Below are 22,209 nucleotides of genomic sequence, written 5' to 3'. Positions count from 1 at the left end.
CATAACATGTCTCATATCCATGCCGAACAATTCCGCTTGATGTGCCGACGTACAACCTATACCGCTTTTCGTGAAGTATTTCACGCACACTCTCAGTTGGAATTAACCTATATCCATGACGGTTACGGACAATTAATAACCGAGGGACATGTTTTTCCACTGGAACCAGGGATGCTCATGATTTTCCGGCCCTTCCAGCTGCATCATGTGCAGATCCAAGTATCGAAAGATCACCCGTTCGTTCGCACCGTTCTTATGGTGGAGCTTGACCTGCTGCATGAATATTGGCCGCACTTCACCGCCACGCATCATTTTACTCAACACCTTCTCAGCGAGCAGCACTCCATACAGCCACTCTCTCTGCTGCCAGACTCTCAACTGGTTCAACATTTGGAACATTTCGGCGTACAGTATCCGGACTTGTTACCCTACGAAGCCTCTGAAGATGCCTGCCTTTTTGTACTGGATGTACTGACGCAGCTTCGCTGGTTATGGAGAACAGCAGCTCATCCCCTGGATCAGTACTCGTCAAACGCTGCAGCAGGTCCATCAGGAATCATCGACCCCCATGCCGAAGCAGCTATGCAGTGGGTTGAGCAGCATTATGCGGAAGCTTTTCGCTTAGAACATGTTGCAGATGAACTGCATCTGTCCGTATATCACTTGTCTCATTTGTTTAAAAAAGCAACCGGCACCAGCATCATTGCATATGCCCAGGCCGCACGAATTCGTCAAGCCTGTGTGCTGCTTGGCCGTACCTCCTTATCCATTCCCGAGATTGGCCACCGTGTCGGCATCTCCAGTCCCTCTTATTTTTGCAAAGTATTTCGAAATGTAGTTGGTACCACACCGCACCAGTATAGACTGAGGATGAGAGGAAGAGATCAGGTTTAGGTTAGTTCTTTGTTCTTTGTGCATCAGCGTACATCTAGACCCAGATTTTCCAAATATACACTCATCCGCTCTGTTAATTGATCCCAATCAGACCTTTGACTCTCGGACAAACGATCCATGTAATAATTGCCATCCGGGTCTTTCGTGATCGTTTCATACTTTTTCATCTGTTCATGGACTGATTTAAAGCCAGCATACTGCTCCTTCGTAAACTGCTGTTCTGCCTTTGCAAACTGATCCGTCCAGAACGTATCCTCGTCCATCAGCCTCGGTGAAACCGGTATAGCTCTGGAAGACTTATTTTCCAGCGATTCCAGCTTATCAAAGAACGGTTGGAGTTCAGCCGCTAACCCTTTAAACTTTTCCTGTTCTGCTGTACTCCATTGTTCTGGATTCATCTTACCTTGAGCGTCAGCGTGAATGAATGCCATTTGTCCAAATTGTTTGAGCAGCCCCATGTACAAATCAAATTCGTTTTCCGTAAAATGAGCCTTTGCCTGCTGCAGCTTAGCTTCCAACCGCTCGTAATCCGCTGTATTCCCACCAAGAGAGGTAACCCTGTCCTGTGAACCATATATTCCATCTGCAAGATATGTATACCCCGCATAGGCTCCTGTGGGAATAAGAAGTACTGCCGCAAGTATTATAGTCACCCGCCACTTTCTGATACTGCGTACGCCAGACGCATTCTTCTGAACAGCCTTCATCACGTTCAGTTTAACCCCCTCACCGATGTTCCAATTCTTCGTTTCCTCCTGATACGCCGACCGTAACTGTTTATCCAATTTCATTCGCATGATCCACCTTTCTCGCAAGTTCGGAATGCAGCTGATGCTTCTGTCTTAGCTTGGTAAGTGCTGCGTGAATTCGGGATTTGACTGTACCCAGCGGGATATTTAAAATGTCAGCGACTTCTTCTTGTGTATACTCGTTCAAGTAATGCAGGGTGACCACCTGCTGCAGCTTGTAAGGAAGCCGCTGGACGTGCTCCAGTAAAGATTGATTCGATAATCTACGGACGAGCTGTGATGAAAAATCTACTTCCCTCCCTGTATCTTTATCCAACTGTTCAATCCGCTGCTTGAACCTGAACTGCATCATTTTCCTACGGCGGTAATTTTTGACCTGCCGCATGCTGACTCCCATTAACCATGACCGAAAAGAACGCCCCGTATCATATCGTGCCAGAGATCCATAGGCCTGAATGTAAATCTCCTGCACCAGATCATCCGCATCAGCCACATCACGAACCAGAAAGCGAACCGCGCGGTATACATCCGTCACTGTTTTCTCATATAATTCTCCATAAGCTTCATGGTCGCCAGCCAAGGTCTGCCTCACTAATGTTATGTACTCGTTCTCTTCACTCATTTTCCATCCCCTTTCTCCTTACACTGTATATTGGTTTAAACATTAGATATCGTTCGATTTAATTTCATATTTGCATTTTAAATGAAAACACCTCCAAGATAATAATCTCCCATCCTGCGACAGGTTCCATTATCTTGAAGGTATTCGAGTCTTTGCTTCAAAAAAAAGACTGGCTAAAAGGTGATTTAGGCCAAATCTAGTGTTCCATACAGATCGGGGAAGTGAGTTAAAAAACAGATGATGGACTAACTTCTCAACACGTTTGGTATCGGTCGATCACTGATGGAAATTAAAACCTTTATCAATTCAAATTATCCGAAATACGCCAACGGTTTAATAAACATCAAATTCCCCATAGATCACTGGCATATTTGACATCCGCTTCGGATTGTCAAATGATATCAAACGCTTTCTTTTATCTTATTTGAAATAATGGTAAAATCTATATATATTGTTCTAGTACTTCAATTTAATTTCACATTAAATTAGGTGAATGGATGTGATTCAGACTTGAGTTCAAATAAATTACGCGTTGTATCTGGTGCAGCATTCCTTGCAGCCGTTGTTCTGTTTTGTATGGATGGCTTATTTATTCATTATGATCAATTTCTTGACGGTATCGGTATCAAATCAACATTTATCCTCCCGCCCATAGGCTTATTGGCCGTTTATTTTGCACAAAAGAGAGGTCATACGAAGACAGATACTACACTTATTATCTTCAATATATTGGCGCTGTTACTGTTCCCCTTGTATATGTTTTTCGGCACCTTGATCTTAGGTCCATAAATTAATCGAAGTGAAATGACCGAATCCTACTTAAGGATTCGGTCATTTCACTAAACATCATAATGAGTTTATTCGACTAATCTCAAGAACACGCACCGGCCACTTGTGCAGCAATAAAGTAAGCTCTAACGATCCCCGCTGCAAAACCTGAGACTCCTCTCAAGCATGCCAGAACGTTTGAATCACACTCACAGCTGAAATACCCGTTGGTTTCATAACACTTATCATGGTACATGCAGCAGCGATCTGTTGCATCAACTGGTGCGCTTGGACCACTGCAACCAGGCCCACACCAATTGCCATGAATAAAGCAGTTATCTTGTGGTGTAATCGCCTCTTCCTTCGCAGCTGTATCAATTACCTTTGCTTCGTTAATCATCTGTACGGAATCATTAACAATCTCATATTGCTTTTCTACACCATCTTCAACAATGACACCGATCACTTGTTCAATGTTCTCCGGATGTTCAACATGTGTAAACCTGCTGTACCAGACATATGCTGCATCACCAAACTGATCTGTATTTTGCCTAAGAGCCTCATATAGTTCGGATTCCGACATCTGTCTTGATGTGAGCAGCTCAAACTTGTTGATTAATAGAGCAGCAGCTCCTGCAGCATGAGGAGCCGCCATTGAGGTCCCGGACATCTCGGCATATCGCGATTTTGGAATGGTTGATATCACCCCCACCCCAGGTGCATATAAATCAATCTGATCGTTTGAGTTCGAAAATGGGGCCAATAAACGATCCGAATCTACTGCACCGACCTGTACAACTTCCTCGTAGTATCCTGGGTACATAAACTCGTCCGTATCTAAGTCATTGTCTCCTGAATTACCTGAAGCACAAATCACCAGAATTCTCATCAATCGCACGCATTATGGCTTCATACAGCCCCCTATGGTTCTTGCTTCCCCCTAGTGACATGGTGATTATTCGTACTCTTTGGCCAGTGTCCCCTCTCCACTGTACAGCGTAGTCGATTGCCTTAATCAGATTATCGTATGTTCCCTCACCGCTCTCAGAAATAGCCTTAAGAATCAGCAGTTTGGCATCAGGTGCTACTCCAACAATACCTTCATCATTAAGAGAACCCGCGATAATACCAGCAACGTGAGTACCATGGAACAGTGTGTCTCCGTAATTACCAACGTCCCCTCCAAAATCTGGCGTAAAGTTTCTCCCTGCTATAATGCTGTTCCTTAGGTCCGGATGATCCATCTGACATCCCGTATCAATAACTGCAACAACAACATCTTTCCCCGTAAATCCTTGATTCCAATAATTGAGCGCACCCACCATTTTTACACCATATGGGATTTCATCACTGTCCTCATATATTGAAGCAGTAGTATTTGGAATTAGAACTATTTCCCCAGTGCCATCATTCAAGAAAAATCACTCCTTCATCTATTAGATGGGATAGAATGCATGAGAATCCCTCTAGAATACAAAGTGAGAATAAAGAAAAAAAAACAACCTTGAGTAGGCTGCTTTGTTAGGTAAAGGTAAAATAGAATTACAGAATCATTCCAGTAAGCGTTTTTACATCAAAACCAGTAACCATGTTCTCTGTTCCATCCTCCTCCGTTCTAATAGGCCTTTTAAATTGTACTGTAATAGGAAAGTGATGTTTCCTTGTCAAATAATAACCACATAAAAACCCTTCCACTGAAGGAAGGGCTGTTATTTAACTACAGTTTTCAGGGTTAAAGCTGCACGAACACATCTTGACTCCTACAGCTTGGAAGCACTCATTTTCTATCTTTTTCAAATGATAAGCATACTTTTCACACAGTTCTTGATAAAATAATATGTCGTCTGGATTATTTGATTCTAAAATTTTGCTGCTAAGTCTTAGCAGCTCTATTTTTAATGAGTGATGTCTGGTGCGCCATTGAATTAGATTATCCATTCCTATCTCCCTCCTCACTAAGCCTATTAAATAAAGTGAAATGAGTAGGAAATAAAACAACCCAATATTAATCTCTGTCTAGTTTTTTGTTTCGAAACCGTACATTTACATTCTGTCCTGAAAACGGAACCCCTTCTAAAACAGCTAAAAGACCGGAAACGGCCCGATTTACTGAACATGCCCATACTTTAAAACATCATCGACTCTTTACCCCATCCGCTGCCGCATCGCCTCAAACAGCAAAATTGTGGCCGCCATCGCAGCGTTGAGCGACTCGGCTTGTCCCTGCATCGGAATCGTAATTGCGTCATCGACGAGCTGTGCCGTGGTGCCTGAGATGCCTTTGCCTTCATTGCCAATGACAAGCCACACCGGCTGGGTAAAATCATAACTGTAGCACGAATACGCTGCCTGCAAAGAGGTGCTGACCAGCCTCACACCTGCGGCTTTTGCCTCAGGAAGCAGCGACTGCAATTCTCCCTCCACAATGGGCAAATGAAAAAGTGAACCCATCGTTGATCGAATTGTTTTGGGATTATATACATCCGCACAACCAGCACCAAGAACAACCCCCGCTGCTCCGGCTGCATCCGCACTGCGAATAATCGTGCCCACGTTGCCGGGGTCCTGCACACCATCCAGTACAACAACGAGTCCCTGCGGCTCCGCAATCAGGCTCTGCAGCGGCTCTTTGCTTTTGCGTACAATTGCAAATACAGGCTGAGGTGTCATCGTATCCGTACATTTGGCAATAACGGCAGGAGACACGCTAACCCACTCAACTCGCTTCAATGGATTCTCCAGACCAGACAGTTCAACGGGTACCCCCTGTTCCCCGTCATATACGATACACTCCAGATCAGCCCCGGCGCGCAGCGCTTCCTGTACAAGATGAATACCTTCGATTACATATTTATGTTGACGGGTCCGATGCTTTTTCTCGAGCAGCTGTGCCCATTCTTTTACACGTGTATTTTGCGGTGATACAATATCCATCGTTCCATCCTTCCCACTTGAGGCTTATTAGTCAACTAAAAGCACTCTGCTCACAAACTGCGTGAAACCCTGCTCTCCATCCGCGAAATGACGTTTGTTCATTATCATTTCGGATAGGCCAGCTCCAGCTTGGTCAGATGATCTTTGTGTCCAACAATTACCAGCACATCCCCGTCTGCAATCCGATCCTCGGCATAAGGGGAGATGTTCATTGAACCCCTGCTCTTGATCGCCATGACGTTACAGCCAAATCGGGCACGAATGTTCAGCTCCAGCAGGTTTTTGCCAATCATCTGCTCGGACGCTCTCATCTCCAGAATGCTGTAATCCTCAGATAATTCAATGTAATCCAAAATGTTGGGTGACGTCAGGTGGTGCGCTACACGCAGACCCATATCCCGTTCCGGGTAGATCACTTTATCCGCACCGATCTTCTGCAGCACCTTGCCATGCAGCTCATTCTGCGCTTTCACGATCAGTACAGGTACACCCATATCTTTCAAAATCAGCGTTGTCAGAATACTCGCCTGAATATCCTCGCCAATGGCTACAACCACAACGTCAAAATTCCGTATGCCAAGCGCCCGCAGCGCTTCTTCGTCTGTTGAATCGGCCGATACCGCATGGGTCACCACATTGGACATCTCCTGGGTCCGCTGCTCGTTCGCATCAATGGCGAGCACGTCAAATCCCATGCCGCTTAGTGCATTCGCTACACTTGATCCGAATCGTCCCATGCCAATTACGGCATATTGTTTCTTTGCCATCAGGGTATTTAACCTCCCGCTGCATTACGGCATGGCGCACCTGCTCTCAGTACGATGCCAGCGTAAATAATCCTTCGTAGTATACCACAAAGACGGAGAAACTTGAATGCGCTCGCCCCTCACAGGGAACAGTAATACAGCAGCCGAATAAACCGAGGAGGGAATTGCGATGCCCATTACATTAAGCCTGCGTGAAGCGATTGTTCATAAGGTTCATGATAAAAGTGATGACCAGCTCCGGGAGATGATTGAAGGTTCCGTGGATGGACCCGAAGCAGCACTGCCCGGACTTGGCGCCATTTTTGAAATGATCTGGAAAAACACCGAACCTGCCAAGCAGGATGAGCTGATTCAAATTGCGCAGGAGCATCTGCACACCATTCCCGTTCAACCCCTTCGATAATCGAAGCATAGCGGGTGAAGTGACCATCACACCGTTTGTTCCGTCTGCAAAAAAGCTCCCCTAACCCGGCAGGATCAATCCCGCCAAATAGGTAAGGGTAAAAGCAAACAATCCCTCCACCAACCGGCGGAGGGATTTCATTATATCAAGCTGACATTAAGGCGCCGTTTCCAGAAACTTCGCTGTCGGGTTTTTGTCCATTGCTGTTCTCATCGCATATTCATTCTCGAAGAGTACAACGTAATTTCCTTTTTTATCCTTTACCAGAGCTGAGTTAATCCGGAATTTGCTCGGGTCTAAGTTCTCGTCCACGATCCAGCGGGCAAACTGGTACTGCATCCGCTGCAGCTTGCACATCTACCCCGTACTCACCCTTCATTCGGTATTCAAATACTTCGAACTGGAGCTGACCGACTACGCCCAGGATGGTCTCATCAAAGCTCACCGTGTTAAACACCTGAATGGTACCTTCCTCCGTGAGTTGATCGATCCCTTTTTGATACTGTTTGTGTTTCAGTGCATTTTTAACCGTTACTTTGGCAAAAATCTCTGGCGAAAACGTTGGCAGCTCATCAAATACCACTTCACTGCTCTGACTAAGTGAATCTCCAATCCGGAAAATGCCCGGATCAAACAGACCGATAATGTCGCCTGCATACGCCTCTTCAACAATATCCCGATCCTGAGCCAGGAACTGCTGCGGCTGAGACAGCTTGATTTCTTTACCTACGCGGTTATGCTTAACGCTCATGCCGCGTTCGAACTTGCCCGATACAATCCGCAGGAACGCGATTCGGTCGCGGTGCGCAGGGTTCATATTTGCCTGAATTTTAAATACATATCCGGTGAATTTCTCATTCGTCGGCTCAATCTCGCCCGCTGTACTGCGGCGCGGTTCTGGCTTCGGAGCCAGCTCCAGGAAGTTCTCAAGGAACGTCTGTACACCGAAATTGTTAATGGCACTGCCGAAGAAAATCGGTGTCAGTTCACCCTTTTGTACCTTTTCCATATCAAACGGGTCACCCGCGACATCCAGAAGCTCAAGCTCCTGACACAGCTGATCATGAAGGTACTCGCCTGCCATCTCGCGAATAATCGGATCTTTATAACCATCTACCTTCTGTACTTTGATGGTCGAGTGATCGTCACCCTGGAACAATTCCACTTGATTTTTCATCCGGTCATATACACCGCACAGATCGCGCCCTGTACCAATCGGCCAGTTCATTGGAACGGAGCGAATACCCAGTACGTTCTCCAGTTCTTCCATCAGATCAAACGGACTTTGTCCTTCACGATCAAGCTTGTTGATAAACGTAAAAATGGGAATACCGCGCTTCGCGCATACCTGGAACAATTTAATGGTCTGTGCTTCGACACCCTTTGCCACGTCAATCAGCATGACCGCGCTGTCGGCAGCCGTCAGTGTGCGGTACGTATCTTCACTGAAGTCTTGGTGGCCCGGTGTATCCAGAATGTTAACCCGATGACCCAGATAATCGAACTGCATCACGGAAGACGTAACCGAGATCCCCCGCTGTTTCTCGATTTCCATCCAGTCACTTGTCGCGTGTTTACTCGCTTTCCGGGCTTTAACCGTTCCTGCAAGGCGAATCGCGCCCCCGAACAACAGCAGCTTCTCGGTCAAAGTCGTTTTACCCGCATCGGGGTGAGAGATAATGGCAAACGTCCGACGTTTGTCCACTTCTTGTTGAAGAATGTTATTTGCAGCTTTGCTCATAGCGTCTATCCCTTTCATTCGTTCGTTCACGTTAATCCGGTCAGCGCCGGTCCATAGGTTCTCTTGGTATAACTTTAATACGTTAAACTTTATGCCACCCGGCTAAGCCGGTTGATTATAAACTCGCATGTATTCCTCATCTTCAGGGGTACACGATAAATTCATTTTACACATTTACAATGGAGTTCATCCTTTCAGATCGGTGCTTCCATTCATGTTTCTTCACTCGTTCTCAATTCAACTCTCCTATTGTACCATAATCTGTGCCGAAAATAACCGATTACGTTCCACCAATTCAACACTTTTCTTCGCAAAAAAAGAACCCTTCTGCCATGCAGCTGGCATCCAGGTTCCTCTCATTCTTTACTGATCATTCGATTTTAGAAAATCAGTGCATCCAGCGCATATTGCCCGCCGCCTGTCAGAGCCAGAGCTGCACCCACCACAAGGATGGCGAGGTTATACTCGAATCCGTTCTGTGTAGACCAGTACCCGTTAGCGCCATGTACTTTCACGATAGCAATCACCATCGTCAGTGCAATCAGAACGCCGCCTACCGGCGTCAGCAGGCCCAGAGCCAATAGCAACCCGCCGCCGAATTCGGCAAGCCCTGCCAGCAAAGCAACTACCGCGCCAGGTTTCATGCCCATCGATTCAAACCAGCCGCCTGTCCCTTTGATCCCGTAACCCCCGAACCACCCAAACAGCTTCTGTGCTCCGTGTGCCATAAATGACAAACCAATTACCAAACGAATCAACAACAACCCTACATCCAACATCATTTCTTTTTCCTCCATTCGATATTTACAAAATAGTATTCTTAGATTAAAGATATTATGCGAAATTTTTTTCATGATTCTATCTGCTCGCAAACCCCTTCACTGGTTTACCTTTTATCTCATGAATGTTCCCCTGTTTCAGATTCTGATGTTTTTTGTCCGAACGCAGCAGGTCATTTGCGCAGCTCTTTAACTCATGTGTTGAGTATAAGTTATTCACTTACTTTTTGTCAACAACTTAATTTTAATTATTTATTTCCTTCTTATGTAACCTTTAGTCCATCCGTGAATCGCCAATCAATCTCAACTGAAAAAGCCCGAAAAACCGCATCTTTCATGCGATTTTCCAAGGCTCATTTCCAAAGCATATAGTTAATCTAAAGGGAGATTTACACAGAGTCCTTCAAAGATACCCTCCCCTGAAAAGCAGTATTTAGCCCCTAATTTTTGAATTCTCTTATGGTTAATTTCCTCATGCTCTTAACCATTCACATGCCAAACGACACTATCTTCATCCTGCCCATTCACCGGCCACCAGTGGAAACCGTCCTGCTCCAGCAGCTTGGCTGTTGCTTCAGGCCCCCACGTTCCTGCTGGATACGTGTGCAGCTCGCCCTGATTCCGCCCCCAAGCGGCAGCAATCCGGTCGACAAAAGACCAGGCTGTCGCCACTTCATCCCATCGGGTGAAATACGTGGAGTCGCCTTCTGCTGCATCATGCAGCAGGCGCTCATAAGCTTCGGGCGAGTTGATTCCAATCATGCAGCTCTGGCAGAAATCCATTGCCAAGGGCTGAATCTCGGAATCCGAGCCCGGCTTTTTGGCATTGATCTTGATATAAATGCCTTCCATCGGATTTACCCGAATCACCAGCAGATTCGGCTCCAGCTTATATTTTTTCCCGAGGTATACGTTATTCGGCATCGATTTGAACTCAACCACGATCTCCGTCGTTTTCACCGGTAGACGTTTGCCTGTCCGAATGTAAAAAGGAACACCAGCCCAGCGGAAGTTGTCTACAAATACGCGTGCAGCAAAATAAGTCTCCGTATTCGACTCCGGATCAACCTTGTCTTCCTGACGATATCCCGGAAGCTGTTTGCCTCGGTATTCCCCTTCCGTATACTGAGCCCGTACAACGTTGTTACGTACATCTTCATCGGAGGTAAACTCCCGCAGGGAACGAAGCACCTTCACCTTCTCATCGCGGATATCCTCCGGGAACAGACGACTTGGCGGTTCCATCGCAATCATGGTCAGCATCTGCAGCATATGATTTTGTCCCATATCACGCAGTGCACCGGAATGGTCATAATACCCGCCTCGCTCTTCCACCCCAACCGTCTCACCTAATGTAATCTGAACGTTGGCGATATGTTTATTGTTCCAGAGCGGTTCAAAAAAGGCATTCCCGAAGCGGATTACCTCGATATTTTGTACCATTTCCTTGCCCAGATAGTGATCAATCCGATAGATTTCCTCTTCCTTAAATACCTCGCGGATCTGTGCGTTCAGCTTCTCGGCCGAGGGCAGATCATATCCAAATGGCTTCTCAATCACCAGACGATTCCATCCCTCACCCTCCAGCATACCGCCATCTCTCAAACTGTAGGACACACTGCCAAATAACTCCGGTGCCAGAGCCAGATAAAAGAGCCGATTTCCCGGTGTCTTGAATTTGGCTTCCAGCCGTTCGGTCTGCTCCCGTAGCTCCCGGAACCCCTCCACGTTGTTAATATCCAATGATTTGTATTCAAAATGCTCGGCAAAAGCATTCCATTCCTCTGAATCCCCCGCCGGATAACGGCAGAATTCCTGGATGGATTCCAGCAGATCGTCCCGGAATTGTTCCTGGGACCTCGGACGGCGCGCTGCGCCAATAACCGCAAAGTCTTCGGCAAGCTTGCCCTCACGGTATAAACTGTAGATGGCCGGAAACAACTTCCGGCGGGCCAAATCGCCCGTTGCTCCAAAAATGAAAAAAACTGCACCAGGTGTCTGCACATCATTTTGCATCTGTTTAATGTCCATGTAGGTCCCTCTTTCTTCCGGGAAGACCTTCCTGATCCGCTTCCCGAACTATGTAATGAGATGCTCAGCCTCTGACAACCAACTGATAATTACCAGTAAGTTCCTTCTTCGATGTGATGCCATTTTAGCATATCCACCAGATTGAATGCACTACATGCTGCAGCATTATTTCTATCATTACCTGTATCGCTACCCCCATCATTCAATATTCAATCGTAATGACGGGAAAACCTACAGTTACCCGAGTATCCCCCTGCCCACTGATCTGATGTACGGCAAGCTGCATATTTAACATATGCGGACCACTTTGAACTTGCAGGGGCAGCTCAGCCGCCTGATACGAAACACTTTTCGTGTCTGTATCCTCATAACGCTCCACTTCCATCATGTGCAGCTCACGGAAGAGCTTTGCTTCAATCCCCGCAAACGGTTCACCAGTCTTTTTATCTGCATCACCCATAGATGCCTTGGATGCATCCTTGGTAGGCAGCATTCCCTGCACAGACATATTCCAGCTTGCTTGCAATCCGGATTCAGCCATTATTTCTCCCACCTGCTCATGCAGCGTCAGCAGCCTCTGACGATCCAGTTTCTTTCCACCCAACAGCTGAACGATGATATAATATCGATCTTCCTCTGTATCTGCCGCATTTAACAACACCTCTACAGCAGACCCGGAGACTCCGACCGTGCCCTCACTGCGATACACATGGTGCCCGGTTTGAAGAATCTGAACAGGATCTGCCAGCCCCAAGCTAACAGCAAGCTTTGCCGCTTGGGCGCGAGCATCACCTTTACCTTCAGCTTGCCATTTAATTACCCATTGATCTGCATGCTCTATCACATCATCCGCTGTATGCAGCAGCTGCTCCAGTCCTGCCGCTTTGGATAAGCTCCTTCCTGCCGCCGCATTCTCTGTATATACCTGTGTAACCCCGATTAAAATTATAATAGCTGTCGCAATAATGGCTGTATTCATCCAACGACTTAACAAATGAACTCCCCCATTTCTTTCTCTCATTCTATGAATCTATCAACAGCATGCCCTCTTCCAACTGGACCTATACCCCTACACAAGCTTATGTATTTTGGCACAACAAAAAAAGCTCTTCCGCCAGTTTAGGCAGACCGAGCTTTCTATTACATCCACACTGCATATTCCTTTATATTTCAAGCTTTCTTCACTCCGCTAGTCCATTCTTATAGGCATAGATCGCTGCTTGTGTCCGGTCGTCTACCCCCAGTTTCGCAAGCAGATTCGTTACATGGAACTTCACCGTCTTAATTCCGATGATCAGTTCATCCGCAATATCCTGATTGGACTTGCCTTGTGCCAGCAAACGCAGCACATCCATCTCCCGATCAGTCAACTCCTCATGTAAAGGTGCTGCGGCCTGCGGCTGTCTAAACCGGTTCATCATTTTGGACGCAACCTGCGACTCCAGAACGGACTGTCCCCGAGCAGCTGCCCGTATTGCATCAGCCACCTCATTAGCTCTGGATGTTTTGAGCAGATAACTGAAAGCACCCGCTTCAATAACCGGATACATTTTCTCATCGTCCAGATAACTGGTCAGCACAATGACTTTACATTCCGGGTTAATTTTGAGTACTTGGCGAGTAGCTTCAATGCCGTCCATGCCATCCATAACCAGGTCCATCAGTACCACATCCGGCTTATATTCCTGAGCAAGCCGAATGCCTTCCTCTCCACTTCCAGCTTCGCCGATCACTTCGATACCGTCTTCGGTATCCAGCACAGCGGCAAGGCCTATACGCACCATCTCATGATCATCCACGAGCAGTACTCTGATCGATGTTTCCGCTTCCGTCTCCGTTTCGATTTCCGGTTCCATTGACATGTTCTACCTCGCTTTCATCGTTCATCACAGGGATTGTGATCTCAATTCGTGTTCCTTTGCCAGGTGCTGTCACGAATTGAATTGCTCCCCCGATTTCCGTAACACGTTCACGCATATTTGCCAATCCATAAGAAGCCTGCTTCTGATCATCCAGATCAAATCCCTGTCCATCATCCCGAATCAATACGCGAACTGCATCCATCCGGCGCTGCAGTCGAATCTCCATTTTCTCCGCTTTCGCGTGACGAAGCGTATTCGACATCGCTTCCTGAATGATCCGGAATAGATGATTTTCAATCCCTTTGACCAAATGAATATCTTCATCCATCTCCAGCACGATCTCCATCGGCACTTTGGTCTTCAGTTCCATCACCAGATCACGCAGCCCCTGCTCCAGATGTTTGCCTTCCAGATAGACCGGCCGCAGATGCAGCAGCAGCGCCCTCATCTCGGACTGGGCTACTGAAGCCATTTCCTCAATCAAGGCAACCTGACGCTGTGCTCGTTCAAAATCCTTCTCCATCTTTCGGCCTACCGCCGTGGCTGTCATCGAGATCGCAAACAGCTGCTGTGATACCGCATCATGCAGTTCCCTTGCCAGCCGCTGTCTTTCCTCGACGATTGCTGTAATTCTCGCTTGTTCAGCCAGCTGTGCATTGTTGGTCGATAACCTTTGGAGAGAAGATACCTGATCTTCCCACTTTTTGCCGATTCGGCCAAGCTGTTCGCTAAGCCGGCCTACATCATCCTGACCGAGGTCGGGCACGGTACGGGAAAGGGATCCCTTTTCCCACTGCAGCAGAGTCTCCGTTAATAATTCAAGCCTTCGTTTGACCCTATAGCTCTGATAAAATCCGAAGACGGCACCGATTCCAATCAGCAGCAGCAGAAGCGCCAGCCCTGATTGAATCAGATGACGCCAGCCTGCAAATGGAGCCAGGTAACCATATGTATACAATACATATAAAATGACCGCAAACACAATGAATACAAGGAGGATCCCTTCGCGCATGCTTCGGGTAACCATATCGGTATGTTTTCTGTCCCTCATCCGGGATTCCTCCTTTTCTTCAACGTTTCTTATTACTACGGATTATGAATGTTAAGGTCGCCAACAATATAAGAAATTACAAATTTTACTTTATGTTCACTGGATTCGTACCCAGGTGTTCTCCAAACCAAATTATTCATCATGCCGCTATCCTGCTCGCCCAGCAGATTAATTCGGCCAAACAGTACTGATGCCTCAATCTCTACCCCGTAATCTTCAGGCAGCGTCAGACGCACATTCCCCATTACACCCTGAAGCAGCACAATGGTATGTTTCTCCTCAGGAATGGAAAGAGACAGATCTGCATTGACCTCGCCAATGGCGTGCCACAGACTCATACTGCGCAGCCTCCAGGAGGACTGATCCCAGTAATATCGAGCCATGAAATTTTGTTTTTTCATGACGCCTTCCTTCAGATGAATCTTTTTGTTCTTGGAATAAAAATAAGCCAGAGATGCTAGTACAATTAGAAATACAATCATCAAGTTATCCAGCAGCAGCAGCGCAGCGCCAACACCGAGATAACGATAACCTTTATGTGTTTCCCCTTTTCGAACCTGAAGCATTCCCAATGTTAACAGAACGAGTGCGGCAGCCGTCAGCAGGTTCATATTTCGGTTAAACAGCATCAAAAAACCAACCACAATAATGATGACTGCAATCCAGTGACTTCGTTTACTCATGGCTGCCGCACCTCCTCTGTGAGTTTATCATCTTCATTCGACGGAAAAGCCATAGCAGGCATAACATCCTGTATGGCTTAACTTTTGCTCTACGAATCGTACATAATACACGATCTATAGAATATCATATTGTCTACCAAGCGAACAGTTATTCTTTAGAAGTATCGCCTGCTTCGTTTTTGGAACCACTGCCCATTTTGTTTTTCAGAGCCTGAAGCTGCTGATCTACTTTGAACTGTTTCTCCAGATCAACCGGATTCGTATATGTCGATCCTGTATTACGGTATGGTGCACGTGCTACGTCAGCCTCAGCTTCAAGCTGCATGATCTTCTCTTCCATGCGGTGGAATCCAAGGGAGGCACTTCCGCTTTCGATGGAATGCAGACTGTTGATCGAAGACATTTGTTTCTTGGCTTTGGCCATCTGTGCGCGGGATACAAGCTCATTGCGTTTGTTGCGCATTTTGTAGAACTCGTCTTTCATGTCGTGCAGCTGCTGCAGCAGATCTTTCGCTTGTGCTTCCGATTGAGCATGCAGTTCACGGTACTCCTCAATTTTTTGATCAAAATAGATTTTCTCTTCCAGCAATTTGCGGGCTACTTCTTCCTGACCGTTCGTCAGAGCAGCTTCAGCTTGAGACTCGCGCTGTACCGAAGTTCGTTCTGCTTCATCCAGACGCTGTTTCATACGACGCTCATTAGCCATCTGTTTAGCCACAGTAACCTCAGCCTCATGAATCTCGGCCTCCATGTCACGCAGATACTGGTTCAACATTACAATCGGATCTTCAACCTTATCCAACATATCATTTACAGATGCCTTTGTCATATCCTTAATTCGTTTAAATACTCCCATTTTACTTTTCTCCCTTCTCGTAACGAGATAGTTTTTGGCGAAGCTCTTCAACCTCTTTTTTCAGTGCCTTCTTCTCAATATCTTTCATCATGGAATCCAGTTCACTTTCGTGCTGGCTTCCTGTTCCATAAGCATTGTTATCATAGGGACGCGGGCCGGGCTGCGGTCTGCTGTTGTATCCAGGGCCAGGTCCAAAGCCGGGACCCGGTTGATGTTGACTGTTGTTAAAAGGATCTCTTGGTGCCTGATGGTCATAACCGCCATACCCTCTGCCAGGGCCGGTACCTGGGCCGTAACCATATGGATCATATGGCGGAAACGGCTCTTTCGGTACCACGAGAGCGGCGATGAAGTAAATTAACAATGTTGTGCCCCCGGTTGCAAAGATACTGATGACGAAGATGATCCGCAGCAGCGTAGAGTCCATTCCAATCGCTTCGGATATGCCGCCGATTAGACCGGTCATCATTCGGTCACGCGTTGAGCGGTATAGTTTGCTCATGTGCTTACTCCTTTCGTTTACTTATAACCTCTTCTGTGATCGGAACCATATACGTATGGATCTGCGTAGTGTGGTTCTTTGGGTACGACCAATGCCGCGATGAAGTAGATGAATAGAGATGTACCACCCGTTGCGAAGATGCTGATGAAGAAAATGATCCGAAGCAGCGTGGTACTAAATCCAAGATTTTCAGATATGCCGCCGATCAAACCTGTCAGCATACGGTTACGCGTTGAGCGGTATAATTTATTCATGTGACTACTCCTTTTTATCGTTATTGAGCTTTTGCTTCAAGCGCTCCAGCTCTTTGTCCAGTGCAGAGGATGACATGCTTCCGGATAATCCCGAATCATCCTGACCCATTCGCCGGATATCCCGGAGACTCTGTGCCTCATACTCCAAATCGGAGACTTGATCATCCAGCTTGTTAAAGATACCGGGCACGTTCTGGCCACTGTAGTTTCCTCGCTGATTCATTCGCTGCTGCAGCTGGATCGTCTGCATACGAGCGTAATAATACTGGCGTTTGCTGTACACATTCTGATACTCTGCCTTCAATTGATTGATCTGATCATCGAGTTCCTGCAGTGCTGCAGCACTCTGTGTGTACAATTCATTGTATTGATCCATTTTTTCCTCATGGAGAATTTTCTCCTGCAGGGCCAGCTTGGCGAGATGTTCCTCACCTGCCTTCAAAGCCATGGATGCCTGTTCTTCTCGTTTGCTAACCATTGCGGCAGCTTGATCTGCCTGCTGTTTCATCTGTCTTGTATGGCTTGCATATTGGTGTCGAAGCTTCTCTGCTTCTCCAATGTCTTGGCGGGTCGAGACCAGGAACTGATCAATCAGTTTAACGGGGTCCTGACTTTGCTCCAGATGTTCGTTCAGACTAGCTACGGTAATATCCCGCATTCGACGAAATACACTCATTATGTTCTGTCCCTCCTTTTACTTGATCGTAGCCTTGCTCAATAGCGGCGACGAGGATTGCGATTGCTGCTCAGCATCGAGACACCGAAGATAATCAATCCAATTGCGATAATTGGTCCCATCAGCCAAGAAAGTTTACCCAGCAGAGATACGATACCGATGATTAGAACGATCCATCCCAGCGTTACGTTTCCTCGCTTAACTCCGTAATACCCCAGTGCAATCATCACCACCGGAATCAGGTAACCCATCAGATGTCCAAGCAGAGGTGTTAACTTTCCGAAGAGAAGCAGTACACCAAGTGCAATCAGTACGATTGCCCAGCCATTTCCCTTGTTCATTCTCATAATTGTTGTTCACCGCCCTTCCCGTTAGCATTTTAATTATCAACTTCATCCTGCTTGTTGTTCACTTCATTCCTGCATCGGTTGAATCAATCATTTGTTTCTGACTTGCTTGTTTGCTGCTGTGTTTCTTGTTTAACCTTATGTCCTTATTCTAGGGGATTCTGCGACTTTTCAAAACAGACTGCGGACGGTTTTTGAACCTAGACTCAGGTCGGGGATCCGCTTGGACCTTGGACTGTCCGTAGGCCAGACCCGGTATATTCGCACCATGATAAAGCCCTTCGGATACTGATTATTACCCATAAACCGATGTCCCTTCACGGAAGGCCGTCAGCTTAGTAGGAAAAACGCCGTTGTCTCTCTAACGACGTACATCACATGTTTTTTGTTTCGATAATTACTTTTTTATCCAAATAAACAAAATTTAGATTGTTCTAATTGAAAGCGTTTACTAAAATATAGAAGAAACCTCTATCACATCAAGGAATCAAGGAGTGGACCTGTGCGAACAATAAGTTATCTTCAGAAAATGATTATCTTCGGGCTGCTGTTAAGTATCGTGCCGATCCTGTTGACGGGAATTGCTGCTTTCATTTACTCTTCCAACCAAAGTGAGCTGCATCGAACACAAACCAATCAGCAGCTGCTTGAACAGCTGCAGTCCAATGTGGAACATAAGCTCGCTGCGGTTAGTTATATGTTGGATCAAGCTGTACGCTCTCCAATCACACTCCGTTCCCTCTCGGCCCCGAATCCGGATCAGCGGATTGGCCGGCTGCGGGCGGACGTGATACAGACAGAGTTTCAGCATATGAAGTCATGGGAACCTTTGCTGGATATTATACTGGTCAACCAGTCTCAAGATTGGCTTATTGATCATGTCGGCTTCTATGCTAACACCCGCTTTCCGTTATCCCTCCCGATGAAAGAGCTGGTTGCAGACACATTAACCTCTGGATGGCAGCTTGCACCCTCGTCCATATTTAATAATGAGAAGGATAACGAGCAGCGCATCTCCAGTGAGCAGGCTTCCGACCCAGCTTGCAATTATCATATTACGCTTGCAAGAACTATTCCTGATGTAAAAGAATCTTCCAATGCAGCGCTGGTCGCCGGAATTCCGGCATGTTTCATGCAAAATCCGCTGGGACAATCTGCCGCAACTGAATTTGCTTCTTCTCGTTTAATCATTATAAATCGAGAGCAGCGGATCATCACTCACCCGGATGCATCCTATATTGGACAACCTTTATCTGCTATAAGTATGGAGGATCAAACAAACGGTGAAACCATTAAAATGTTAACACCTGTAACTTATTCAGAAGCGTTTGCCGAGCGTGAAGTGCGGTTTGCCAATACAGATTATTCGATAACTTACAGTTCTCCTACACTAAAGGGCTGGACATATATTCTCATCTCCCCTGAGAACACACTGACCAAGGAATATATCGAGATCGGGTTCCAGACGCTGTATCTCAGTACAGCACTGCTCTTGATTTCGCTGCTGCTCGCATGGCTGGGCTCTAGACGAATGCTCGCCCCTATCAGGCGCATTCTTGCTCAATTAGGCGAGAATATGATCATTATCGGGAATGGGCATACCGTTCTGCCGAATCAAAAAATAGTGAAACAACCCGATGAGCTGGAACAGATTCGATTGGGTGTCACTCGGTTATCCAATGCTCGTTCCCAGTTGGAATCGACATTAAATCAGCAGCAGGGCCAGATTCGCACGTACTTTATGATGCAGCTGCTTCAAGGCAGGATCCACTTGAATACTTTACATGACTCATTACGTGAACAAGGTTATACCTTACAGCTTGAGGCATGGAAGCATACTGCCGTTGCTGTAATACAGCCTGAACTTTTGAATCACAAAAGATATACGATGGAAGATCGATCTCTTCTTTTATTTGCGCTTCAAAACATACTTCAGGAAAGCATTAAACCTGAACAACAAATGCTCCCCATTGTTGTGGAGCAAAATATTGTAACGGTGGTGGGCACAAATGAAGGAGATAAGACGACGTTCTGTAAGCAGCTTCTGCTGCTGACCGAACAGCTGCAGCAGCAGATACATGAGGTGCTGGACTTGAAGGTCAGTATCGGCCTGAGCCAGCCACACCTTTTAATGAACCATATTCCTCAGGCATACAATGAAGCGATGGAAGCATTGACACATCGGCTGCGGCTTGGGACAGGCATTATTATTCAATACGAACAGCATGACCTCGCTTCAACAGCGTGGCTAATGATTTATCCGGAGACACTTGAATATTCACTGCTTCAGTCGATTCAACAGGCGGACGAGACCGCTGCCGCCATACAACTGACCGAGATGCTCAACACCCTCTTTTCAATGGAATGTGCTCCGGGAGAGTATCAGACCGCTCTGATGCGGCTGTTGACACGTATCCTGCAGTTGGCTCAGGAATCCGGTATTCCGTTCGGACAAATCTGTCAAGGTCACCGTTCTCTTTTCCGTGAGCTTCACGTTTTGCAATATGCAGCTGAGATCGAGCATTGGTTTAATCATCAGGTGATTCTGCCAATCATTCACATTTTCAAAGAAAGGCAGTACGCACAATATCAGCACATTTCAGAGAAGATCATCGCCATCATCCAGCAGGATTATGACAAAGACCTCACGCTCGATGAATGTGCGATACGGCTTCATTACAATGCCAACTATCTAAGCAGCGTTTTCCGGAGAGAGACCGGGGCTTCTTTCAGCGAATATTTAACCAGATACCGGTTAAACATTGCAAAAAAGTGGCTGGACGAAAGTGACTGGACAGTAAAGGAAATTGCCGAACGGCTTCGTTATACAAATCCGCAAAACTTCATTCGTTCCTTTAGAAAGTGGGAGGGAATGACTCCCGGGAGGTACCGGGAGCATAAGAAACATTCTGAACGGGCTGTGAGAGGTTAGTGTTCTATCGCAAGAGATATTTGTTATTACTCATCAGAATCATGGATTTAGGGCCTCATGCCAGTTTCAGGCATGCCGCAGACCAACCAAGTCATGAATCAGGAATAGGACGCCATATGCTGGAAGCTGCATTACCTTTGGACTGGAGGCACTGTTTTCATATGAGCTTGTTCAAGCTGTATCAGCATTTTACCAAACCTTGCTCCTCGCGAGAAGGAGACCACGCCGTCTGGGTAAGTGTCACGGATGTATTTTTCAGCTTTATTTAATGCTGCTGCATCCGTTGGCATTTCATAGGTATGCAGCCATTCAGGCAGTTTTTGGATCAATTCCTCTGTCCGAATCTCAAAATCGTTTACTTCTCTTGTAATAATCATCGTATATGAATATCCCTTAAGGTAAAGCAGCTGCTGGAGGAATGCCATATCGCCTGCCTTGTAAGGAGCATGCACACCAAGCACCACTCTCAGCTCATCCATAAGCGTATGCTCTTTGGCACCTGCGATCAAACTGATATACACATACTTTCGGGCACAGTTAATGGCCTGCTCAATTGTTTCCCAATCCGACATGGCCGGACACATCGACGCAAACACGATATCATACTGCTTCTCCCAGCCTTTATCCTGTATCGATATTTCTTCAAATCGCTCACATACAATCGTGATGTCTTTTTCCAAGTCAGCGGGGATGGTTTCCTTCATTAGCGAGACAAGCAGCGGGGATGGTTCAACTGCCGTGACCGAAGCCCCTTTTGCTGCAAATGGGATCGTAAATATACCAGAAGCTGCTCCCACGTCCAATATCGAAGCCCCCTCAAATGTGACTCCCTGATTCTCAATCCAGCCCATGATGCGTGCTGAACGATCTCTGCCTTCCTCCGTAAACGACTGGTCATGATAATTCCTCGCCCATCGCTCGAAGGCTTCCTCTGTATCAAACGGGGCACTTTTGGGCTTATATCTTGAACTTCTTGGTCGGTCCTTCCACGCTTGTTCCCACACATCGAGGTCAAATAGCATATCTGCGTTTGCTGTAAACGGTCGAGTTGTCAGCTTCTTCACTTCCTTTTATATTATAGACTTAATATATCTACAATAGACCTAATCAGTATATACGTCAACCCTTATCCAGTGTGAATAAAAATTTCTCTCACGCAATGCTTCAATAATATCCTTTCATCATGCGCATCAATAACCTAACTAACTTCAAATCGGGTGAGGATGAATTTAAATGTAAAAAAAAACAACCTATGAGATATGGAATCCTCAAGAGTGCTGTTTCAGAAAACCTATGCTCAGCCCAATGGCTTTAGGATGAACATCGGGTCGACCATATACATGCTTAATAAAAGTGAG

The 22,209-nt window shown here is 46.4% G+C and carries 23 protein-coding genes and 1 pseudogene; 4 read left to right on the top strand and 20 right to left on the bottom strand.

Going from position 1 to position 22,209, the window contains the following annotated elements:
* Positions 1-6 precede the first annotated feature (6 nt).
* The gene (locus tag ABXS70_RS01820) at positions 7-894 is read left to right on the top strand and encodes an AraC family transcriptional regulator (RefSeq protein ID WP_366293478.1); all 888 of its coding nucleotides are present in this window, start codon (positions 7-9) and stop codon (positions 892-894) included.
* A 23-nt stretch (positions 895-917) separates the two neighbouring features.
* Here ABXS70_RS01820 and ABXS70_RS01815 read toward each other — a convergent pair whose 3' ends face one another.
* Both ABXS70_RS01815 and ABXS70_RS01810 read right to left on the bottom strand, forming a co-directional pair.
* Positions 918-1,685, bottom strand: a complete 768-nt coding sequence (locus ABXS70_RS01815; protein WP_342552740.1) for a DUF3600 domain-containing protein — start codon at positions 1,683-1,685, stop codon at positions 918-920.
* The gene (locus tag ABXS70_RS01810; protein WP_342552741.1) at positions 1,672-2,265 is read right to left on the bottom strand and encodes a sigma-70 family RNA polymerase sigma factor; all 594 of its coding nucleotides are present in this window, start codon (positions 2,263-2,265) and stop codon (positions 1,672-1,674) included. The genes ABXS70_RS01815 and ABXS70_RS01810 overlap by 14 nt, the downstream gene beginning before the upstream one ends.
* Before the next feature lie 510 nt (positions 2,266-2,775).
* Between ABXS70_RS01810 and ABXS70_RS01805 the strand changes: the two genes are divergently transcribed.
* Positions 2,776-3,054, top strand: a complete 279-nt coding sequence (locus ABXS70_RS01805) for a hypothetical protein (RefSeq protein ID WP_342552742.1) — start codon at positions 2,776-2,778, stop codon at positions 3,052-3,054.
* A gap of 82 nt (positions 3,055-3,136) precedes the next feature.
* Here ABXS70_RS01805 and ABXS70_RS01800 read toward each other — a convergent pair whose 3' ends face one another.
* The 5 genes from ABXS70_RS01800 to ABXS70_RS01780 all read right to left on the bottom strand — a co-directional run bounded on the left by ABXS70_RS01800 (position 3,137) and on the right by ABXS70_RS01780 (position 6,734).
* Positions 3,137-3,922, bottom strand: coding sequence for a S8 family serine peptidase (locus ABXS70_RS01800; RefSeq protein ID WP_366296508.1), 786 nt, complete (start codon positions 3,920-3,922; stop codon positions 3,137-3,139).
* The gene (locus ABXS70_RS01795; RefSeq protein ID WP_366293474.1) at positions 3,891-4,448 is read right to left on the bottom strand and encodes a S8 family serine peptidase; all 558 of its coding nucleotides are present in this window, start codon (positions 4,446-4,448) and stop codon (positions 3,891-3,893) included. The genes ABXS70_RS01800 and ABXS70_RS01795 overlap by 32 nt, the downstream gene beginning before the upstream one ends.
* Before the next feature lie 298 nt (positions 4,449-4,746).
* Positions 4,747-4,971 carry a hypothetical protein gene (locus tag ABXS70_RS01790; protein WP_342552745.1) on the bottom strand — a complete coding sequence of 75 codons (225 nt, stop codon included), beginning with the start codon at positions 4,969-4,971 and terminating at the stop codon, positions 4,747-4,749.
* Positions 4,972-5,178: 207 nt separating this feature from the next.
* Positions 5,179-5,967, bottom strand: coding sequence for an RNA methyltransferase (locus ABXS70_RS01785; RefSeq protein WP_366293471.1), 789 nt, complete (start codon positions 5,965-5,967; stop codon positions 5,179-5,181).
* A gap of 104 nt (positions 5,968-6,071) precedes the next feature.
* Complete coding sequence (locus ABXS70_RS01780) at positions 6,072-6,734, bottom strand: TrkA family potassium uptake protein (protein ID WP_342552747.1); 663 nt, start codon at positions 6,732-6,734, stop codon at positions 6,072-6,074.
* 169 nt (positions 6,735-6,903) lie between these two features.
* On the opposite strand from ABXS70_RS01780, the gene sspI reads away from it, so the two are divergent.
* Positions 6,904-7,137 (top strand): small acid-soluble spore protein SspI, encoded by a 234-nt coding sequence (gene sspI / locus ABXS70_RS01775; protein WP_184183075.1) that lies wholly within the window; start codon positions 6,904-6,906, stop codon positions 7,135-7,137.
* A 156-nt stretch (positions 7,138-7,293) separates the two neighbouring features.
* Here the strand turns inward: sspI and ABXS70_RS01770 are convergent.
* The 12 genes and pseudogenes from ABXS70_RS01770 to ABXS70_RS01715 form a co-directional block, all read right to left on the bottom strand.
* Positions 7,294-8,878: pseudogene (locus ABXS70_RS01770) on the bottom strand (peptide chain release factor 3).
* 380 nt (positions 8,879-9,258) lie between these two features.
* Entirely contained in the window at positions 9,259-9,657 is a 399-nt protein-coding gene (locus ABXS70_RS01765) for a DoxX family protein (protein ID WP_342556442.1), read from the bottom strand.
* 480 nt (positions 9,658-10,137) lie between these two features.
* Complete coding sequence (gene zwf / locus ABXS70_RS01760; RefSeq protein WP_342552749.1) at positions 10,138-11,688, bottom strand: glucose-6-phosphate dehydrogenase; 1,551 nt, start codon at positions 11,686-11,688, stop codon at positions 10,138-10,140.
* Between the two features lie 202 nt (positions 11,689-11,890).
* Positions 11,891-12,682 (bottom strand): YwmB family TATA-box binding protein, encoded by a 792-nt coding sequence (locus tag ABXS70_RS01755; RefSeq protein WP_366293467.1) that lies wholly within the window; start codon positions 12,680-12,682, stop codon positions 11,891-11,893.
* Positions 12,683-12,869: 187 nt separating this feature from the next.
* On the bottom strand, positions 12,870-13,544 hold the full coding sequence (locus tag ABXS70_RS01750; protein ID WP_342556443.1) for a response regulator transcription factor: 675 nt from the start codon (positions 13,542-13,544) through the stop codon (positions 12,870-12,872).
* Entirely contained in the window at positions 13,480-14,601 is a 1,122-nt protein-coding gene (locus ABXS70_RS01745) for a sensor histidine kinase (RefSeq protein WP_366293464.1), read from the bottom strand. Before ABXS70_RS01745 ends, ABXS70_RS01750 begins: the two co-directional genes overlap by 65 nt.
* 35 nt (positions 14,602-14,636) lie before the next feature.
* Positions 14,637-15,284 carry a cell wall-active antibiotics response protein LiaF gene (liaF, locus tag ABXS70_RS01740; RefSeq protein WP_342552752.1) on the bottom strand — a complete coding sequence of 216 codons (648 nt, stop codon included), beginning with the start codon at positions 15,282-15,284 and terminating at the stop codon, positions 14,637-14,639.
* 148 nt (positions 15,285-15,432) lie between these two features.
* On the bottom strand, positions 15,433-16,140 hold the full coding sequence (locus ABXS70_RS01735; protein ID WP_342552753.1) for a PspA/IM30 family protein: 708 nt from the start codon (positions 16,138-16,140) through the stop codon (positions 15,433-15,435).
* A gap of 1 nt (position 16,141) precedes the next feature.
* Complete coding sequence (locus ABXS70_RS01730; RefSeq protein WP_342552754.1) at positions 16,142-16,642, bottom strand: PspC domain-containing protein; 501 nt, start codon at positions 16,640-16,642, stop codon at positions 16,142-16,144.
* A 17-nt stretch (positions 16,643-16,659) separates the two neighbouring features.
* A complete protein-coding gene (locus ABXS70_RS01725; protein WP_342552755.1) occupies positions 16,660-16,896 on the bottom strand; it encodes a PspC domain-containing protein in 237 nt (78 codons plus the stop codon).
* Between the two features lie 4 nt (positions 16,897-16,900).
* Positions 16,901-17,572 (bottom strand): PspA/IM30 family protein, encoded by a 672-nt coding sequence (locus ABXS70_RS01720; RefSeq protein ID WP_342552756.1) that lies wholly within the window; start codon positions 17,570-17,572, stop codon positions 16,901-16,903.
* Positions 17,573-17,610: 38 nt separating this feature from the next.
* Entirely contained in the window at positions 17,611-17,919 is a 309-nt protein-coding gene (locus tag ABXS70_RS01715; protein WP_342552757.1) for a hypothetical protein, read from the bottom strand.
* A 502-nt stretch (positions 17,920-18,421) separates the two neighbouring features.
* On the opposite strand from ABXS70_RS01715, the gene ABXS70_RS01710 reads away from it, so the two are divergent.
* Positions 18,422-20,851, top strand: coding sequence for a helix-turn-helix domain-containing protein (locus tag ABXS70_RS01710; protein ID WP_342552758.1), 2,430 nt, complete (start codon positions 18,422-18,424; stop codon positions 20,849-20,851).
* A gap of 131 nt (positions 20,852-20,982) precedes the next feature.
* Here ABXS70_RS01710 and ABXS70_RS01705 read toward each other — a convergent pair whose 3' ends face one another.
* Positions 20,983-21,915 (bottom strand): methyltransferase domain-containing protein, encoded by a 933-nt coding sequence (locus tag ABXS70_RS01705; RefSeq protein ID WP_342552759.1) that lies wholly within the window; start codon positions 21,913-21,915, stop codon positions 20,983-20,985.
* Positions 21,916-22,209: the final 294 nt, after the last annotated feature.

The organism is Paenibacillus sp. AN1007 (genome assembly GCF_040702995.1).
Classification (GTDB): domain Bacteria; phylum Bacillota; class Bacilli; order Paenibacillales; family Paenibacillaceae; genus Paenibacillus.
Note: the sequence above shows the minus strand (reverse complement) of the source record. Positions and strands in the feature narration are given on the sequence as shown.